The sequence below is a fragment of the Fusicatenibacter sp. genome (assembly GCF_977045365.1).
In genome coordinates, this window is record NZ_CDRRUH010000002.1 from 37,869 (window position 1) to 54,575 (window position 16,707).

The 16,707-nt window shown below is 47.6% G+C and carries 14 protein-coding genes; 3 read left to right on the plus strand and 11 right to left on the minus strand.

Translation table 11 applies throughout. The annotated features are described in order from the left end of the window. The first annotated feature begins 244 nt into the window (after positions 1 to 244). Positions 245 to 676 carry a MerR family transcriptional regulator gene (locus ACY2VW_RS00990; protein WP_461876695.1) on the plus strand — a complete coding sequence of 144 codons (432 nt, stop codon included), beginning with the start codon at positions 245 to 247 and terminating at the stop codon, positions 674 to 676. A 119-nt stretch (positions 677 to 795) separates the two neighbouring features. Here the strand turns inward: ACY2VW_RS00990 and ACY2VW_RS00995 are convergent, their stop codons facing one another. Genes ACY2VW_RS00995 through ACY2VW_RS01005 form a run of 3 tightly spaced genes read right to left on the minus strand, consistent with a single transcriptional unit; the run spans position 796 to position 4,746 of the window. After that, positions 796 to 2,604, minus strand: a complete 1,809-nt coding sequence (locus ACY2VW_RS00995) for a DUF6320 domain-containing protein (RefSeq protein ID WP_461876696.1) — start codon at positions 2,602 to 2,604, stop codon at positions 796 to 798. A 13-nt stretch (positions 2,605 to 2,617) separates the two neighbouring features. Further along, positions 2,618 to 3,610: an alpha/beta hydrolase gene (locus ACY2VW_RS01000; protein WP_461876697.1), complete on the minus strand. Its 993-nt coding sequence runs from the start codon at positions 3,608 to 3,610 to the stop codon at positions 2,618 to 2,620. Further along, entirely contained in the window at positions 3,607 to 4,746 is a 1,140-nt protein-coding gene (locus ACY2VW_RS01005) for a DUF362 domain-containing protein (protein WP_461876698.1), read from the minus strand. Before ACY2VW_RS01005 ends, ACY2VW_RS01000 begins: the two co-directional genes overlap by 4 nt. A 246-nt stretch (positions 4,747 to 4,992) precedes the next feature. On the opposite strand from ACY2VW_RS01005, the gene ACY2VW_RS01010 reads away from it, so the two are divergent. Further along, the gene (locus ACY2VW_RS01010) at positions 4,993 to 6,345 is read left to right on the plus strand and encodes a 5-bromo-4-chloroindolyl phosphate hydrolysis family protein (RefSeq protein ID WP_461876699.1); all 1,353 of its coding nucleotides are present in this window, start codon (positions 4,993 to 4,995) and stop codon (positions 6,343 to 6,345) included. Between the two features lie 73 nt (positions 6,346 to 6,418). After that, a complete protein-coding gene (locus ACY2VW_RS01015) occupies positions 6,419 to 7,567 on the plus strand; it encodes a toxic anion resistance protein (protein WP_461876701.1) in 1,149 nt (382 codons plus the stop codon). Positions 7,568 to 7,647: 80 nt separating this feature from the next. Here the strand turns inward: ACY2VW_RS01015 and ACY2VW_RS01020 are convergent, their stop codons facing one another. The 8 genes from ACY2VW_RS01020 to cdaA all read right to left on the minus strand — a co-directional run bounded on the left by ACY2VW_RS01020 (position 7,648) and on the right by cdaA (position 16,697). Continuing rightward, the gene (locus ACY2VW_RS01020) at positions 7,648 to 8,160 is read right to left on the minus strand and encodes a dihydrofolate reductase (protein ID WP_441761465.1); all 513 of its coding nucleotides are present in this window, start codon (positions 8,158 to 8,160) and stop codon (positions 7,648 to 7,650) included. Then, the gene (larE, locus tag ACY2VW_RS01025; RefSeq protein WP_461876702.1) at positions 8,157 to 8,996 is read right to left on the minus strand and encodes an ATP-dependent sacrificial sulfur transferase LarE; all 840 of its coding nucleotides are present in this window, start codon (positions 8,994 to 8,996) and stop codon (positions 8,157 to 8,159) included. Before larE ends, ACY2VW_RS01020 begins: the two co-directional genes overlap by 4 nt. A gap of 104 nt (positions 8,997 to 9,100) precedes the next feature. Next, on the minus strand, positions 9,101 to 11,683 hold the full coding sequence (locus ACY2VW_RS01030; protein ID WP_461876703.1) for a L,D-transpeptidase family protein: 2,583 nt from the start codon (positions 11,681 to 11,683) through the stop codon (positions 9,101 to 9,103). 186 nt (positions 11,684 to 11,869) lie between these two features. Further along, positions 11,870 to 12,970 (minus strand): LCP family protein, encoded by a 1,101-nt coding sequence (locus ACY2VW_RS01035; protein WP_461876704.1) that lies wholly within the window; start codon positions 12,968 to 12,970, stop codon positions 11,870 to 11,872. Positions 12,971 to 13,099: 129 nt separating this feature from the next. Further along, complete coding sequence (glf, locus tag ACY2VW_RS01040; RefSeq protein ID WP_461876705.1) at positions 13,100 to 14,200, minus strand: UDP-galactopyranose mutase; 1,101 nt, start codon at positions 14,198 to 14,200, stop codon at positions 13,100 to 13,102. Positions 14,201 to 14,212: 12 nt separating this feature from the next. Next, positions 14,213 to 14,485: an HPr family phosphocarrier protein gene (locus ACY2VW_RS01045; RefSeq protein ID WP_022462230.1), complete on the minus strand. Its 273-nt coding sequence runs from the start codon at positions 14,483 to 14,485 to the stop codon at positions 14,213 to 14,215. Positions 14,486 to 14,496: 11 nt separating this feature from the next. Continuing rightward, on the minus strand, positions 14,497 to 15,813 hold the full coding sequence (locus tag ACY2VW_RS01050) for a CdaR family protein (protein ID WP_461876706.1): 1,317 nt from the start codon (positions 15,811 to 15,813) through the stop codon (positions 14,497 to 14,499). Beyond that, positions 15,810 to 16,697: a diadenylate cyclase CdaA gene (gene cdaA, locus ACY2VW_RS01055; RefSeq protein WP_330410111.1), complete on the minus strand. Its 888-nt coding sequence runs from the start codon at positions 16,695 to 16,697 to the stop codon at positions 15,810 to 15,812. Before cdaA ends, ACY2VW_RS01050 begins: the two co-directional genes overlap by 4 nt. Positions 16,698 to 16,707 lie beyond the last annotated feature (10 nt).

Consider the following 16,707-nt stretch of genomic DNA (forward strand, 5'->3'; position numbering starts at 1 on the left):
GATGATTCCTCACATTTTTCACGTTTTTTCTGCTTTCTATTATATTCCATTCTGATGCAAATAAGCAATGTACTTTTTCTTCTCGCTTTCTGATAAATATTCTTTTCCTGCGCAGAAAAACAGCAAGTACTACACTGCCAAGTGAAGCGTAACGAAGATTCTCTCTTTACAATTTCACTTTCTTAAAGTATACTTTAAGAAGTTATTCTACTATTCAAACTCTATCGTTCAAGGAGGTTTTTTCATGGAACAGCAGACCTATACCATTCGTGAAATGTCCGAGCGTTTTGGGCTTCCGTCCTCTACGCTTCGTTATTATGAGGAGATCGGACTTTTGACGGATGTCATTCATACCGAAAGTAAGAAACGAATTTACACCCAGCAGCACATTAACTGCATGACCGCAATTCTCTGCTTCAAACGCACCGGCCTTCCGATTGCGGGGATTCAGGAGTTTTTCCGGCTTGAGAACGATATCCCGGGAAATATTGACCAGATGGTTGCCATTCTCAAGGAACATGAGCAGAATACACGCGAAAAAATCGAGCGCATGGAATCCGATCTGGAGCATATTCAGCAGAAAGTGCGGTATTACAGCGCGGTTCGCGATGCGATTAAAAATGGGGATGAAATGCCGTCGTGGGATTCCTGTGGCTGTGAGGAGAAGGCGCAGTAGATTTCTCTCCAGGCTTTTCCGCCGCAGACACACACAAGTTTCAAAAGAGCAGGTAAGAAAAGGGACCAACATCCACTTTTCTTACCTGCTCTTCTTATTTTTTCTATCACCTTTGCCCTTCATACCCGGAATTTTTTCTGCATTTCCCGTATAAAATCTTTTCCGCGGAAGAAAAACAGCCCGATCAGGTACAGAACACTGATGCCCACGCAGATCACGGACGGCCAGGTGATGCGGACGGTTCCCGTCAGCCACAGGATCGCCGGAACGATTCCTGCTGCTCCGGACTGCATCAGATAAAAGAGGTACTCACTGACCTCCATTTTGTACGCTCTTGCCAGAATCTGCATCGTCGCGCCATTCAGAAGAACGGCGAGCGGAATTGCAAAATCGACAGACCAGCCGATCCAGCCCGTCGCATAATCCCACAGAACCGCACCGATCATAATAAAGATCAATTGCCACATACTGTTTTTGAGTGGATTTTTCCGTTTCTGATATCCCACCCGGATCAGAAGCCAGGCGCAGAACACACCCGCTGTCGCATAACCTGCCCACCACATCTGCGGCGTTGCAAGGAAATTCATCATCCAGCAGAGTACGACAGCTGCGATGCAGGTGAAAGAAAAAATTTTCAATCCCAGTTTGGCCGTCCCGTGCGGCTGTTCTTTCTGTCCCGGAAAATCTTTTTCCTCCTGTTCACAGACAATGCCCTCTTTCTGCAGCAGATGCATCAGGTTCCGTTCAATATTGGAATCGGCGATTTTAGATGTGATTCCAAGCACCATGCTGTCACCGTAGGAGCAGGAACACATCTGTACTTTGTCGGTGCTGGTGAAAAATCCGAACCGTTCAATGTATGTTTCATACTCCGGCGGCATCTGAATCCGGCCGATATTGGAATAGACAGTCGTAATGCTTCGTCCGCCGAGCGTCGTGCCCGCCATCAGCGCCAGATTTTTGATTTCCAGCGGCACGGCGCGCAGCACCGGATTCCGCTCGATCCGCACCAGATCATTCATACGTGTGGAAATCTCCTGCTTCAGCGCCTCTTTCTGCATCGCGGCTCCCGTGATCTGCAGGACATCCTCAAACGATGCCTCCGGCCCAAGATCACAGGCAATCTCGATCCAGCTCCAGAAATTCGTCATCGATGCAGATGGGAAAAAGTTACGCAAGTTGGCTGGAACCATCAGAGAAACCGGCTTTTTCAGCCTGCTTTTCGGGATTTCTTCATATACCGCATATACCAGCGCCGCCGCAAGGTACGCCGTTACCGACACACCATGTGCTTTTGCGCACTTATGAACTGCTTCCGCAGAAAGCAGAATCTCAGTGATTTCCATCTCCTCCTGCTCCAGATACTCGCCTTTGATCTGGTATGCCGGGCGGCTTTTTTCTTTTTCACTTTTCTTTCCGGTGTAATACTGGGAAAAGCTGTCCTCCTCGAAATCTGTCTCTGTCAGCATGTCTTCGCTGACCTTTGAAAAGATTTCCCCGGGATGACACAAAATCAGATAATTGCTCACCAGTTCTTTCAGAAACAGCATCGCGCCGGTGCCGTCTGTCAGGGCATGGAATACTTCGAAATTGATTCGGGTTTTATAGTAAGAAACCTGGAAAAGAAGCGTTTTGTGGTCGGGTACGTAAATCTTACTGCATGGCGGACGCTTTTCCTCTTCTACTTTTGCTGGCAGATCGCGCTGCTCCAGATAAAACCAGAAAAGACCTTTCCGCAGTACCATGGAAAACACCGGGTAATGCTCCATTGTCTGCTCCAGCGCTTTCTGCAGCAGATCCGCCTGGATGTCCTCTTTCAGTTGGCAGTAAAACCGGAAGACTCTCGTATCCTTTTTTCCGGTGGCCGCCGGAAATGCCTGTGCCGCGTTGTCCAGCTTTCTCCAGCGCGAAGAATGTTCTTTCTTCATTTTCTATGCCTCCTTACGCCTTCCCGGGTGTCAATTGTTTCTTCATCTTTGAGATGTTTTCCAGTTCTTCATCTGCATTTTTCTGCTGTTTTTCTTTCCTTAAAAATGCATTCATATACTGAAAACTTTCCTGCACATATAGGTGCTCAATGCCAAGCGCAAAATAGCCGTGCAATGCTCCCTTGATCCGATGATGTTCAACCAGATTGCCAGCCCTTTTCAGCTTTTTCGCATAATCCTCGCCCTCATCACGCAGCGGATCGTACTGCGCCGTCAGTACCAGCGTGTCCGGCAGTCCCTGCAGATTTTCTGCCAGTACCGGTGCAAAGTACGGATTTTTGCGGTCTTCTTCGGTCCGCTGATACAGAATTACATAATCTTCCATTTTAACACTAGTTAACAAGTAACCTGTCCCATTGGTTTTCACAGATTTATATGGTGACGCTTCCGTATAACAGGAATTTACCGCCGGATAAATCAGAATCTGTTTCCCCGGCAGCAGTTCTTTTTTGTCCCTCGCCATCAGGCAGACCGCAGCCGCAAGATTTCCTCCTGCGCTGTCGCCCATGATCGTGACATTTTCCGGCGTTACCTCCGGCAGAATCTCCCCGCGCAGCATTGCCTGGGCGGCGGCGTAGCAGTCTTCTAAGCCTGTCGGGAAACGATGCTCCGGTGCAAGACGGTATTCTACCGATACAACAATCTGCCCCGTTGACTGCGCCATGCGTGCGCAGACACGGTCGTATGTCTCCACACTCTCGGTTGTCCAGCCGCCGCCATGGAAGAACAGAATCGCTTCTTTTGCACCATGCTCCTCCATTTTTTCATCCGGGAAGAACAGCCGAATCGGAACCTTGTAGTCCCCATTATATATTTCCATATCCAATTTTCGCAGAAAAATACGGATCGGATCCAGCTTCTTGATATCGGCAAGCCGACGGGCGGATTCTACTTCAATTCCGCCGTAGGACAATACATTTAAAATGGCTTTGACTGCTTTTTTCATTCGCTCTCTCCTCTGTTGCTATTTTCTGCTTCTGTTTTTCGTCTAGTTGCAATGTACTGCTTCAAAAATTCATACATCTGCTCATCCGTTGGCGGACAGCCTTTCAGATTGCATGCGAACCCGGAAGTACAGCTTCCCACACCAAGCGCCCCGCTCGTTCCCCGGTATCCCTGCCCGATGCAGATTTTTTCGTGGAGTTCCTGCAGCAGTCCTTCCTCCTTCAGCCGGTCAAGCGCCGGGATCAGATAGCCGTAGCAGGCACTGCAGGACTCAACTTCCTCTACGGCATCCTGCAGTTCCACGATCTTCCGTTTTTCCGGAATCACTCTTTTTTCACCAATTTCGCCAATTTGGCGGATTGAAAGCCGTGTAAGATCAGCGCTGCCCACGCCCAACTCTTCTGCCATTTTGACATACGGGACATCTTCTGGCTTATAATGCAGTTCCGCGCAGACATATGCATCGATCAACACCGGATCTAACCCAGCGAAAAGGCGATTCATAATAAACGGATTACCGCCATCCTCAAAGTCAAGATCTCCGCAGATATTATCCACCAAAATAAAATCCTGATGAATCCCCAGCCCCAGATGCGCAATTGGCCGATGAAGTCCCATGGCATGAAAATGACGTTTTTCTTTATTCGGCAAGAGACCTTTCATGTTTTTCAGTGCGCAGGTAATTTTAGTCTGGCAATGGCCTTTCATGACTGGGACATTGATCATAAAATCCACCTTTTTCGCACATTCGCAAATCTGAAGTTCCATATCACCACACTGCACCGGCATGCTTTTTTCCTTCTGCGCATCGATAAGTGGAACACCGTACTGTTCCGAAAGCATACGGTATCCACAGACCTCAAACGATTCCTCCGTCTTATCTCCTACCCAGGAGCCTTCCATGATTTGAAGGTTAGTAAATCCGTTTTCCTGAAGATATTCGATAATCCCCGCAACCACCTCCGGATGTGTCGTCCCTCCAAACTCCGCTGGGACAGGTGCTACCAGATTTGGCTTAATACCGATGAGACTGACCTTCGAAGGAATGAGCGCAGCTAAGGCACATTCGTTCAAAAGCTGTTTTGTCATTTCTTTATATTCCATTCCCTGTATCTGGATAATTTCGTTTTTATTCATTTGGTATTGCGGCCCCTTTATTCTGATTTAATTTTTTCTGACATTCGATATTCTTTAGTATATAATAATTACTATTTTCTTTCAACTCATCCGAAAACAAAATCATTTCCTGTGAACTGTAACCATTTCCATCATCTCCAGCTTCATAGAAAATTAAGCACTGTATGCTTGTAAGATTTCCAATCGCATTGTATAATAAATGGAAGACGGTACACAGAAAAAGTACCTCATTAGAAAGGAACTGACATGAGTTTTGAAGATGATTTAAAGGATGTCGGCGACAGTATTGGAAAGCTTGTGGATAATGCTGTGAATTCTCAGGATTTTCAGGAATTAAACCGGAAGATTTCAGACACCATCAACCAGTTTGTCTACCCAAACCGGAAGGGACCATTCCGTGCAAATGGCACACCGGAGCCGTCCCGCGGCTATTCCGCAGATACTTCCTACAGCAGCCAGCATTCTTCCCATAATAATACAGCGCAGCAGACCGGACCGCATCACTATTCCTACGGGCCGGGAGGCACGATGCCGGGTAAGAGCGCGAACCCGGTTCCCAAACCTTCCCATACCTGGCAGACCCCCCAGAATACGGAATGGAACAGCCGCATACAGGAACGTCGTGTACTGCGCGAACGCTTTATGCCCTCCACCGATCTTGCACTTGTCGGCGGATTTCAGACGGCCGCCGGCTGGGGTGTCACCGGACTGTTCGGCTGCTGCACAGCGCTTAGTCTGTATTCCTTATTTGCAGGTCCGGACGGCAGCGCGCTGATTCCTTCTCTTATTTTTGCCGCATTTACCATCGGCGGCGGCATTCTTCTGAAAAAGGGAAGTAAAAACCGGCGTCTGGTCCGCCATTTCCGCCAGATCTGTACGCTGATCGGCACAAAGGAATATATTTCCACGAAAGAACTCTGCGACAGTATGCACTGTGAAAAAGGCGAGCTTCTGACCGATATTACGACCATGATAGATAAATCCATGCTGCGCCAGGGCCACCTCGACGAGAATGGTACCTGTCTGATGGTGACAAATGACTGCTACGACCAGTACCGCGCAATGCTCGCCAGCCAGAAGGAACAGCAGATTGCTGAACAGAAAGCACGTGAACAGCTCGAGGCCTCCGGTGTAACGCCGGAATACCAGCAGATGCTGGAAGAATGTGAATCTTATATTCAGAAGATCCATCAGTGCAACCTGGATCTGCCGGGTGAAGTCATCACAGCCAAGCTGAGCCGCCTCGAAACGGTTGTTACCCGGATTCTCGAGGAGGCAAAAAAGCGCCCGAAGGAAGCCGCCGCCCTGCGGAAATTTATGGATTACTATATGCCGACAACCTGGAAGCTGCTCGACGCTTACCGTTCCTTTGAGAACGAACCGATTCAAAGCGACAATATCCTCCGAACCAAGAAGGAAATCGAGGATACACTGGATACCATCAATGCCGCATTTGAAAAGCTGCTTGATGATCTGTTCCAGACAACGGCATGGGATATTTCTTCTGACATCTCTGTTCTGCAGACGATGCTGGCGCAGGAGGGACTGACAAATCAGGCAGGTCCGTCAAAGCAGGATATTGAGCCGCTTCACATGTAACTATTCAAAGCTATACAATTGAAATCAAATCACCGGTTACGTTTCCGTACCGAAGAAAAGGAGAATAGAAAACATGAATGATTTTGTAAAGGACACCACTGAAATTCCAAGTTTAAGTTTCGGTGCTCCGGAGCCGGAACCGGAGCTTCCGGTACAGCAGCCGGAAGAAAAGAAAGAGGTCATGGATGATTCTGTTCTGTCCGACGAACAGAAAGCCATGGTGGATGCCTTTGTTTCCCAGATTGATCTTGCCAATACAAACGGCATTCTGCAGTACGGTGCCGGTGCACAGAAGAAAATGGCAGACTTTTCCGAGAAAACGCTGGAGAACGTCAGAAGCAAAGATCTCGGGGAAGTCGGCGATCTGCTCACCTCTGTTGTGACAGAGCTGAAAACGTTTGACGCAGAAGAAGAAAAGGGACCATTCTCTTTCTTTAAGAAAAGCACGAACAAAATCAATGCAATGAAAGCGAAGTATGACAAGGCAGAGGTGAATGTCAATAAAATCTGTGACGTACTTGACGGCCACCAGCGGCAGCTTCTGAAAGACATTGCCATTCTGGATCAGATGTATGCACAGAACCTGAATTATTTTAAAGAGCTGACGATGTACATTCTCGCCGGAAAGAAAAAGCTGGAGCTGGTACGTTCCACAGAACTCCGTGATCTGCAGAATAAAGCGCAGATGACCGGAAAGGCCGAAGATGCACAGGCTGCCAAGGATCTCGAAGATCTCTGCAACCGATTTGAGAAGAAACTGTATGATCTGGAACTGACCCGTATGGTTTCGATCCAGACAGCGCCGCAGATCCGCATGATTCAGAACAGCGATTCTGTAATGGCCGAAAAGATCCAATCCACACTCGTCAACACCATTCCGCTCTGGAAAAACCAGATGATCATTGCACTCGGCGTTCATCACTCGACTGAGGCTGCCAAAGCACAGCGCCAGGTTTCGGATATGACAAATGAGCTTCTGAAAAAGAATGCGGAGAATCTGAAGATGGCAACGATCGAGACTGCAAAAGAATCTGAGCGCGGTATCGTCGATATGGAAACCTTAAAACAGACGAACCAGAGCCTGATCTCTACCCTCGATGAAGTGATGAAGATTCAGGAGGACGGCCGCCAGAAACGTACCGCCGCTGAAGTTGAGCTGGTACAGCTCGAAAATGATATTAAGAAAAAAATGCTGGAGCTTTCTGCAGGCGGACAGCACTGATACTTTTTGTATCCTATATAAAAAAAACGGAGACGCCGCTTTTTCTGTGGTTTCTCCGTTTTTTACGTCCTGTCTTACCCTTATCTCGGGCGTTCTGCCTTTTCATTCTTTCTTCGGTATTCCGTGAAATAAAATTCAATATCAAAGCAGGTCTGCTCATCGCCCTCTTCTACCATCTCCCAATCCGGTGATTCGTCAAGATCCTCAAAGAAGGTATCCGCCTGATACGTCATGTCGATTCGTGTGACATATGCCGTATCACAGTATGGGAGAAGCTGGCGGTAAATTTCTCCGCCGCCCGCAACATAAATATCGTCGTCCTCGTACGGCTTTAACACTTCCATCAGCTCTTTGATACTGTGGACAACGGTTGCGCCGCGGACAGTCCATTCCGGATCACGGCTTAAAATGATATTCGTTCTGCCTTTTAACGGCTGGCCTGCCGGGAGGGTAGCCAGCGTTTTTCTTCCCATTACTACAACGTGTCCCATCGTAGTCTCACGAAAATACCGTAAGTCAGACGGAATGCTCACAAGAAGTCTTCCCTGATATCCAAGTCCCCATTTACGGTCTGCGCTTAAAATTGCTTTCATTTTGTTTCCTCTTTCTGCTTTATTTTCTGATCCATGCTGCCGGACCGGAATCCTTCCAGATCCAGCGTAAGGTAGGAAAAGCCGAGATTTTTCAAGTATTCTGTGATCTCCTCCCGTTTTTCCAGCACCCCGCCCATCCGCTCCGGCGCGATTTCCAGACGGACGATATCGCCATGGACACGCAGGCGGAGATTTTCTTCTGCTCCAAACATTGTATGCAGCCATGCTTCGCCCTCTGCAATGCGGTCCAGCAGATCATAATTGATTTCTGCTCCATAGGGGAGGCGTGTTGCCATGCACGGGGTGGACGGACGGTGTGCAACGGAGACGCCGTATTCTGCCGCAAGCTCCTTTACCTCCGCTTTTGTCACATGACAGGCTGCAAGCGGACTGATCACGCCGTACTCTTTCAGTGCTTTCAGCCCCGGACGGTACACGTGCAGATCGTCCTCATTCGTTCCGTCAAGCACCTGGTTCACGCCGTGCGCATGGGCAAATTCCAGAAGTTTTCCAAACAGATGATGCTTGCAGAGATAGCAGCGGTTTTCCGGATTGCAGCGGATTGCCTCCTGCTCCAGTTCATCAACATAAAGGACTTCATGAACGGCACCGACTTCTTTTGCTACTCTTGTCGCAGTCTCCAGATCACAAGGCGGATGCAGCCGTGTCTGAAACGTTACTGCGTAAACTTTTGTGCCATGTTTTGCTGATGCGTCCATGACCAGCTTCAGCAGCAGACTGCTGTCCACTCCGCCGGAGAACGCAAGGCAGAGATCCTGTTTCGTGATCTCATCGATTCTGGCAAGCAATGCTTTTTTCTTTTCCTGTAATTCCATCGTGTCTGTCTTCCTTTCCCGTAAAATATCCGATGTCTTTGTAAAAGAAAATCCATCGGCGGCACTGCTGCCCCGATGGATTTTCTCATGCAGGTATTCCTGTTTTAGCTGTAAGTCGGATCGCTTCCAAAAGCACCGCCGGTCCATGTATAACGGGTCGGGTTTGTCAGCGGATAATCCAGATTGTCGCCAATGCGGACAGTTGTTCCGCTGCTGACATTATAATAGATCCATTTCGCATCGATTGCAGCCAGTCTGACACAGCCGTGGGACATCGGTGATCCAAGAGAATTGAAGTCCACTGCTGAAATGTTGCTCAGATCTGGTGTGCTGCTTGCTACGCCATGGAAGTAAACAGCGCCATAAATCTGTGATACATATGGTGCCCAGCACACATAATCTTCACCTGTCATCTGCTTCTTTTTCAACTGCCAGCCGATTTTATATGTTCCTGCTGCGGTGTAACTGATCGGATTTCCTACGGAGCAGATCATGGATTTGATCGGCGTATCGTAAGCACCGGTTGCACTGTTGTAGCCGTAAATGGTTACACGTCCGCGGGTTCTGTCTACTGTGATATACTTGGAAGACGGATTGAAAATGCTTGTCACATCCTCCATCAGAGAACCGTCTGCTTTGCGGTAACGGCGGTATTTTCCGATGTACTCCCATCCTTCCGTGATTCTGCGTCCGGAAGCATCGAATTTGTACTGTTTTCCATTGATCGTAGCGGTGCAGTTCTGATATCTTCCGCCCCAGCTTCGGAAATAATACTGAGAACCGTTCAGTGTCAGCCACTGATCATGATACATGCCGCCCCAGCTCTTGAAGTAGTACCAGTTTTTATCATGAAGAATCCACTCGTCATGTGCCATGCCGCCCCAGCTCTTCATGTAATAATAGTTACCGTCATGGTAAACCCAGCCGGTCAGCATTTTTCCATCTTTATCCAGATAATAATAATTTTTATCATAGAGGAACCAGCCTTTTTGCGTCCGTTTGGTTCCATCTGCATTAAACCAGTACCAGGTATCGCCGGACTTGCCCCATTCGTTTCTGTACATACCACCCCAGCTCTTGAAGTAGTATTTTCCATCGAGCCATTCATTGGCAAGCATGGTTCCATCGGATTTCAGATAATACTCATTCCCTTTGTAGGTCAGCCAGCCGCCGGTGTATTTCTTTCCGTTTCCGTCAAAATAATACCATACGTTGTTGACTTTTGCCCATGCATTTTTGTAGGCTGCACCCCAGCTGCGGAAGTAATAGGTGTTATCCAGCCACTCATTAAAAGCCATTTTTCCATCGGCTTTCAGATAATAGCTGTTTCCATTGTAATCCAGCCAGGAATTCGTCAGCAGTTTTCCGCCGTCTGCAGTTGCCCAGTACCAGATCGTCTGCGTGCTGGTTTTAATTTTTTTCCATCCTGTTGTCGTCGAAACGGCTCCGTCAGCACCAACGTAATAATAATTTCCATTATAGCTTCCAACATCGTTGACACGCATGCCGCCCCAGCTCTTGAAGAGATACATGGTTCCGTTCACATTCAGCGCGTTGTCTTCCATATGACCGTCTTCATGGAGATAATATTTATTTCCATCGTAATTGAACCAGCCTGTCCGTACGCCGCCCCAGCTTCGGAAGCTGTACCATTTTCCATCAATCTGTGCCCAGCCGGATTTATTTTTCTGATTACCGGTTTCCATCTCGTAACTTCCGGTTAACAGATATCCTTCTTCATCGAAAGATGCCGGTTTCAGATAATAAAGGCTGTTGTCTACCATCTGCCAGCCGGAAAGAAGTTCTCCAGTTTCTGCATCCACCAGATGCCAGATGGAATCAACGGTCAGCCAGGCTACCCTACGGTCCCCTTGCTGATATACAGTATGATTTCCAAGCGATACCGTGCCGTCTTCATTCAGATAGTAGGTATGTGCTTCACCGTTTCCATCGGTAACGACCTGGAAACCTGGCTCTTTGATGCGGGCTCCTTCCTCACCAAACAGATATGTTTTATCTCCTACCTTCTGGGTCTTGCTCCAGATGGCATAGCCGTTTTCATCCGCATAGTAATCGTCTACGCTTCCATCATTAAATTCGAGTGTAACAAGTTCATTTCTTTTCAGTTCCGGTGCAAATACTTTTCCTTCACAGATACCCTGCTGCATCGAACCAAGTCCGTCTTTTGCAGGATCTTCCCCTTCTGTATTCAAGTAGTAGGTTCCGGTTTTTCCATCTTTATCCGTAAGTTCTACTTCACCGGTCAGCATGTAGCCGTTTTCATCAAACACATAACCGACACCGTCGATTTCTATTGGTCCGGTAGCAGCTACCACCTTATTATTCTCATCCAAAACTCCGTACTGAAACAGTTTCTTTCCATCTTGCTCAACACTGTTCCAGCCTTCTTTCAGACTGCTTACCGCTGAATCCAGTGTCGAGATCTCGGAAGGAATCTCAGTTGGTGTTGTGATCGGCGCTTCGGTTGGAGCCGGAGTCTCGCTCGGTGTAACCTCTGGTGTTTCCGTCGGTGCCGGAGTTGTTTCTTCCGCCTCACTCTGTACTGTGGTTTCACTTTCCGAGTTTACCGGTAATGGACTGGTTTCTGTAGAAGCTGCATACGCACCGGCTGGGGTAACACTTACCATGACGCCAAGTACGGCCGCGGCCAGAAACTTTCTTTTCATTCTTATTCATCCTCCCATTGTTTACTCTTATTCAATTTATAGCTTACTACATTTTTCCATCTATTTCAAGTTATCCGGCAGTAAAATACCTTACAAATTTCTTATGATTTTTTCCTGTTTTTCGGGCAGAAAAAACCTCCTGACACCGGTTTTCTGACCGGAAACAGAAGGCTTTTTACTGTTCTTTTATTCGTTTACCGTGGTAGATCCATAGATCTCTGTCTGAAGTCTCGAGATGGTTGATGCAAAGTCCGGAACGAGCATCTCACCCTTGCTGGAGTACAAATCGTCGTACGGTACACGGCTCTGTACAATCTCGTAGGACAGAATTGTCGGCAGCTCTCCGATCAATGTCATCAATGTAGACTGATCAATGTTATGGGTAACACTTGGAAGAATGGTATCCGCCAGTGCACTCAGTTCTGTTACGCTTGACGATTTCATTTTCTGCATCATCTTGCTTAAAACCTCTCGCTGACGCTCCGTTCTCTGATAATCAGAATTTCCAACGTAACGGATTCTTGCATATGCAACTGCCTGATAGCCATCCACATGCTGCTCTCCGCCTGCTGTATACTGATGGGCGGAAGCATCCACATTACGGAGTCTGCACATTTCATCAACATAGTGGTTCGCTACACGGATTTCATCATCGCTCGGCGAAAGCTCGATTCCGCCGATGGCATCGATAATGTCAATCATGGAATCGAAGTCAACACTTGCATAATTGTCAATCGGCAGTTTGTAGTTGTCCTCGATGGTTCGTACAACCAGCGGACCGCCGCCGTATGCGCAGGCTGCATTCAGTTTTTTCACACCGACATCCGGGATATTTGCATACAGGTCACGCATAAAGGATGTCATGTGGATCTGTTTTGTATCTTTATTGATGGACATCAGAATCATGGAATCGGAGTTTCCATACCACGTTTTGTCACGACGGTCAACACCGATCAGCAGAATGTTGTACACGTTATTGTTGTTTGGAAGTTCAATGTCCTGTGTCTCATTTAAAATCTCAGACTGCAGGGCATCCGTCTCCTCATCGGTCAGCCCGGTACTTTCGGTCTCAACCTCTGTGGATTTATTGATCGTGATTTTATCGTCGCTTACATAGTTACTCTTGCTGTAATAGTGATTGATTACAGCATAGACACCGACGAGCACAACCAGTACAACTACGAGAAGGATGGTGAGCACATTAACCCAGCCGAATTTCTTCTTTTTCTTTCCTGAGGAATGGCGTCTTTCCGGGATTTCACCCTCGTCATCATATTCTTTTCTCATAACGACCTCTTTCATTTTCTTATTTTTCCGGTATTTTCCAGCCGGATATCGTTTATAATATAGTCAAAAAACGGACTGCTGTCAAGTGCGCAGTCCGTTTTGATTGATTTCCGTTTGCAGTTCTTTTTCCTACCGCTGCATTTTCTCCCACTGGTTCAGTGCAGCCTCAATGACTTTGTCCATATCGTAATACTTGTATTCTCCAAGTCTTCCGCCAAAGATAACCTTCTCTTCTTTTTCCGCAAGTGCGGCATATTTCTGATAAAGCTCCTGGTTTCTGGCATCGTTCACCGGGTAGTACGGCTCCATCCCCTCTTTCCAGTCGGTGGAATACTCTCTGGAAATGACTGTCTTTTTCTGGGTTCCGAATTCGAAATGCTTGTGTTCGATCACACGCGTATACGGTGTCTCCCGATCGGTGTAATTTACTACAGCCACGCCCTGATAATTGTCGGTATCCAGCACTTCTGTTTCAAAGCGCACCGTACGGTATTCCAGCTTGCCAAGTGCATAATCGTAAAACGCATCAATCGCTCCGGTGTAAATCACTGTCTCACCCATCGCCAGGTACTTTTCTTTATCTTCCAGAAAATCAACACCTGTCTGTACATCCGCTTTTTCAAAAAGCCGCTCTGTCAGAACGTTATAGCCGCCAATCGGAATTCCCTGATAAAGGTCATTGAAATAGTTGTTGTCATACGTAAAGCGCACCGGAAGCCGTTTGATGATAAAGCTCGGCAGCTCACTGCAGTCTCTTCCCCACTGCTTTTCTGTATAACCCTTAACCAGCTTTTCATAAATATCTTTTCCAACCAGTTTGATCGCCTGCTCTTCCAGATTTTTCGGCTCTCCCGGAACAGCTTTTCTCTGCTCTTCGATGATTGTTTTCGCCTCTTCCGGTGTGCGGATTCCCCACATTTTACTGAAGGTATTCATATTGAACGGCATATTATAAATTTCGCCTTTGTAGTTGGCAATCGGCGAGTTTGTATAACGGTTGAATTCTGACAGCGAATTGACAAACTGCCACACCTCTTTATTCGAAGTATGGAAAATATGCGCTCCATACTTGTGTACATGAATTCCCTCGATTTCTTCGCAGTAAATATTTCCGCCTGTATGATCTCTTCGTTCCAGTACAAGACAGCTTTTCCCTGCCTGACCGGCAAGATAAGCAATCACTCCGGAATACAGACCGGCGCCAACCAGAACATAATCATATTTCTTCATTGTTCTTTCTCCTTACAGTTCTTCCCCAAGTCCCGTCCGGATGGAATTGACAAGGAACTGCAGAGCTTCCTCCTCGTCCTCTCCCTCGCAGAACAGCTCAATTTCGTCTCCGCATTTGACGCATGCGCCAAGGACGCTTAAGACGCTCTTTGCATTTGCTGTATTTCCATCTCCGTAGTGGAATGTAATAGATGATTTAAACTGCATTGCCTGTTTGCACAGGGTTCCGGCCGGGCGAAGATGAAGGCCGGTTGGATTTTTCACGGTCACTTTTCCGCTTACCATTGGTTTCCCTCCTAATTTGTTCCTGTCGTTTTATTTGCTACTGCTTTTTCTTTGATATGAATCGTTGTCTTGACACTGTCTACGAGCTCATAGCCATCCGGCAGTGTGATTTTTACCGGTACCTCGTAATCCCCGACACCCATTCCATTCAGATCTATGGATGCGTTGATCTGGGAAGTATCTAATTTGGCCAGATTTTTGTCCGATGCTTTAATGCGGATTGCAAGCTGTGTCTGATCATACAAAACGGTATAAGTGGACTGAAGATTGCCCGTCTCGATCTGATCGACATCAAGTTCAAATTCCCTGCTCTCATTCGGCATAACCGTTACGTGAACGGTAACGGATGCAGACGAACTGGAGGATACTTTCAGATCTGTCACATCGGCGAGAACATCGCTTAAGTCAACCGTCGTCTCCACATCGGAGCGCTGTCCTGCAACGGAGGTATAGTCTTCCGAAATTTCAATCGTATTGCCTTCATCCGCCAGCTTTGCAAGTGCCTCCTCGGATCCGGCAACGGTGATTTCCTCCGGTGTGGTATAGATATTTTTAATCTGATAGCCGTCTGCCGGAGTTCCACTGTACAGTGCACTCAGCTTAATACCAGATACACGGCGCCACAGTTCAATATCCACATCCACCTGCGGGGAGCCGTTGTCGAAATTCAAAAATTCCATCTGGGATTCCGGCATCTCATCCTGGTTTTTATCAATAATCATCAGATCCGCCGTGACGGTTCCGGAGCTTCGCATATTGGTTACATCTACTTTTGCCACAACACTGCTGATCTTATTGATCAGGGACGCCGGGCCGGAAATGGTGATGCTCTCCGGATCGGAAGTCATCGTTCCCACTTCGTAATCTTTTGCCGGTTTCGTATTTCCTGCGTCAATTGTGATCGGAAATTTCGCACTGTCCACATCTTCGATTTCCACAGGGATTGTCGCTGTGACCGTGCTCAGTTTTTCCTGTTTTACCATCGAGCACGTTGCCTTGATCGGCACATAAACAGGGTTGGTATCCATCGTTACAATCTGGGTCAGATCGGCCGTAACGGTGATATCCGATGCTTTCAGCCTGCTGACAACGGAGTTGTTATCTGTGACGGTAACGGTGACCGTCTGGTATTCCTCCGCAATCTGGTATGTTTTCTTTCCGGCTGCGATGTAGGCTTCATTGGTCACCTGCACGGGGACATCAAAGCGTTCTTTCACAATCGGGTCATTCACACTGACCACAACGTACCAGATTACAATGGCAATCAGGATAGAAAGAATTTTCAAAGGGAGATTGTTCAGAATCTTTTCCAGAATTTTCTTTTTCATTTCTTCTCTCCCTCCACTTTCTGACGCATTCCGCGGATATGCCATCCTTTCTTCTCTTCCGGCTTTTTCGCGAGCTTCTGGATTTTGTGAAGCTGCTCCCGAAGGTCGCTCGGTGTTACTGCCGTGTGGAGTTCTCCGCCGGAAGCATACGACACATTTCCGGTTTCCTCGGAGACAATAATCGTAAAGGAATCCGTCACCTCACTGATGCCGACACCTGCACGGTGGCGTGTTCCAAGATTCTTGTTCAGATCCATGTTGTCGGACAGCGGCAGGTAACATGTTGCTGCCGTGACACGGTTGTTCCGTACAATCACAGCTCCGTCGTGCAGCGGCGTATTGTGTTCGAAAATATTGATCAGCAGCTGGCTGGTCAGAACGCCGTCAATCGGGATTCCGGTCTTTTCATATTCCTCCAGGGTGATGGTCTTTTCGATGACGATCAGCGCTCCGGTCTTTACTTCTCCCATTTCAAAACTGGCCCTTACCAGTTCATTGATGGTTTTGTCACTGAACCGTTCATTTTCCTCCTGGCCGCTCGCAAAAGAAATGGCAGACAGCGGATTCTTTTCTCCAATCTGCTCGACCACTCTTCGAAGCTCCGGCTGAAAGATAATTACAACCGCTGTGATCGCCGCCCCGCCGATGTTTCCGAACAGCCACAGAATCGTCTGCATTTTCAGCACGTTTGCAATGATGACAAAGACACCAATCAGAAAAATACCTTTCATCAGCGTATAAGCCTTTGTATTCTGCAGCCAGCGGATCAGGTGATAGACGAAAAATGCAATGAGCAGAATCTGCACAATATCAATCAGTTCAATTTGTTTTGGCAGCCCGTAGTCTGCCGTTCTTGTGACAATCCAGTTCCACACGCCACGCACACTGTCACTT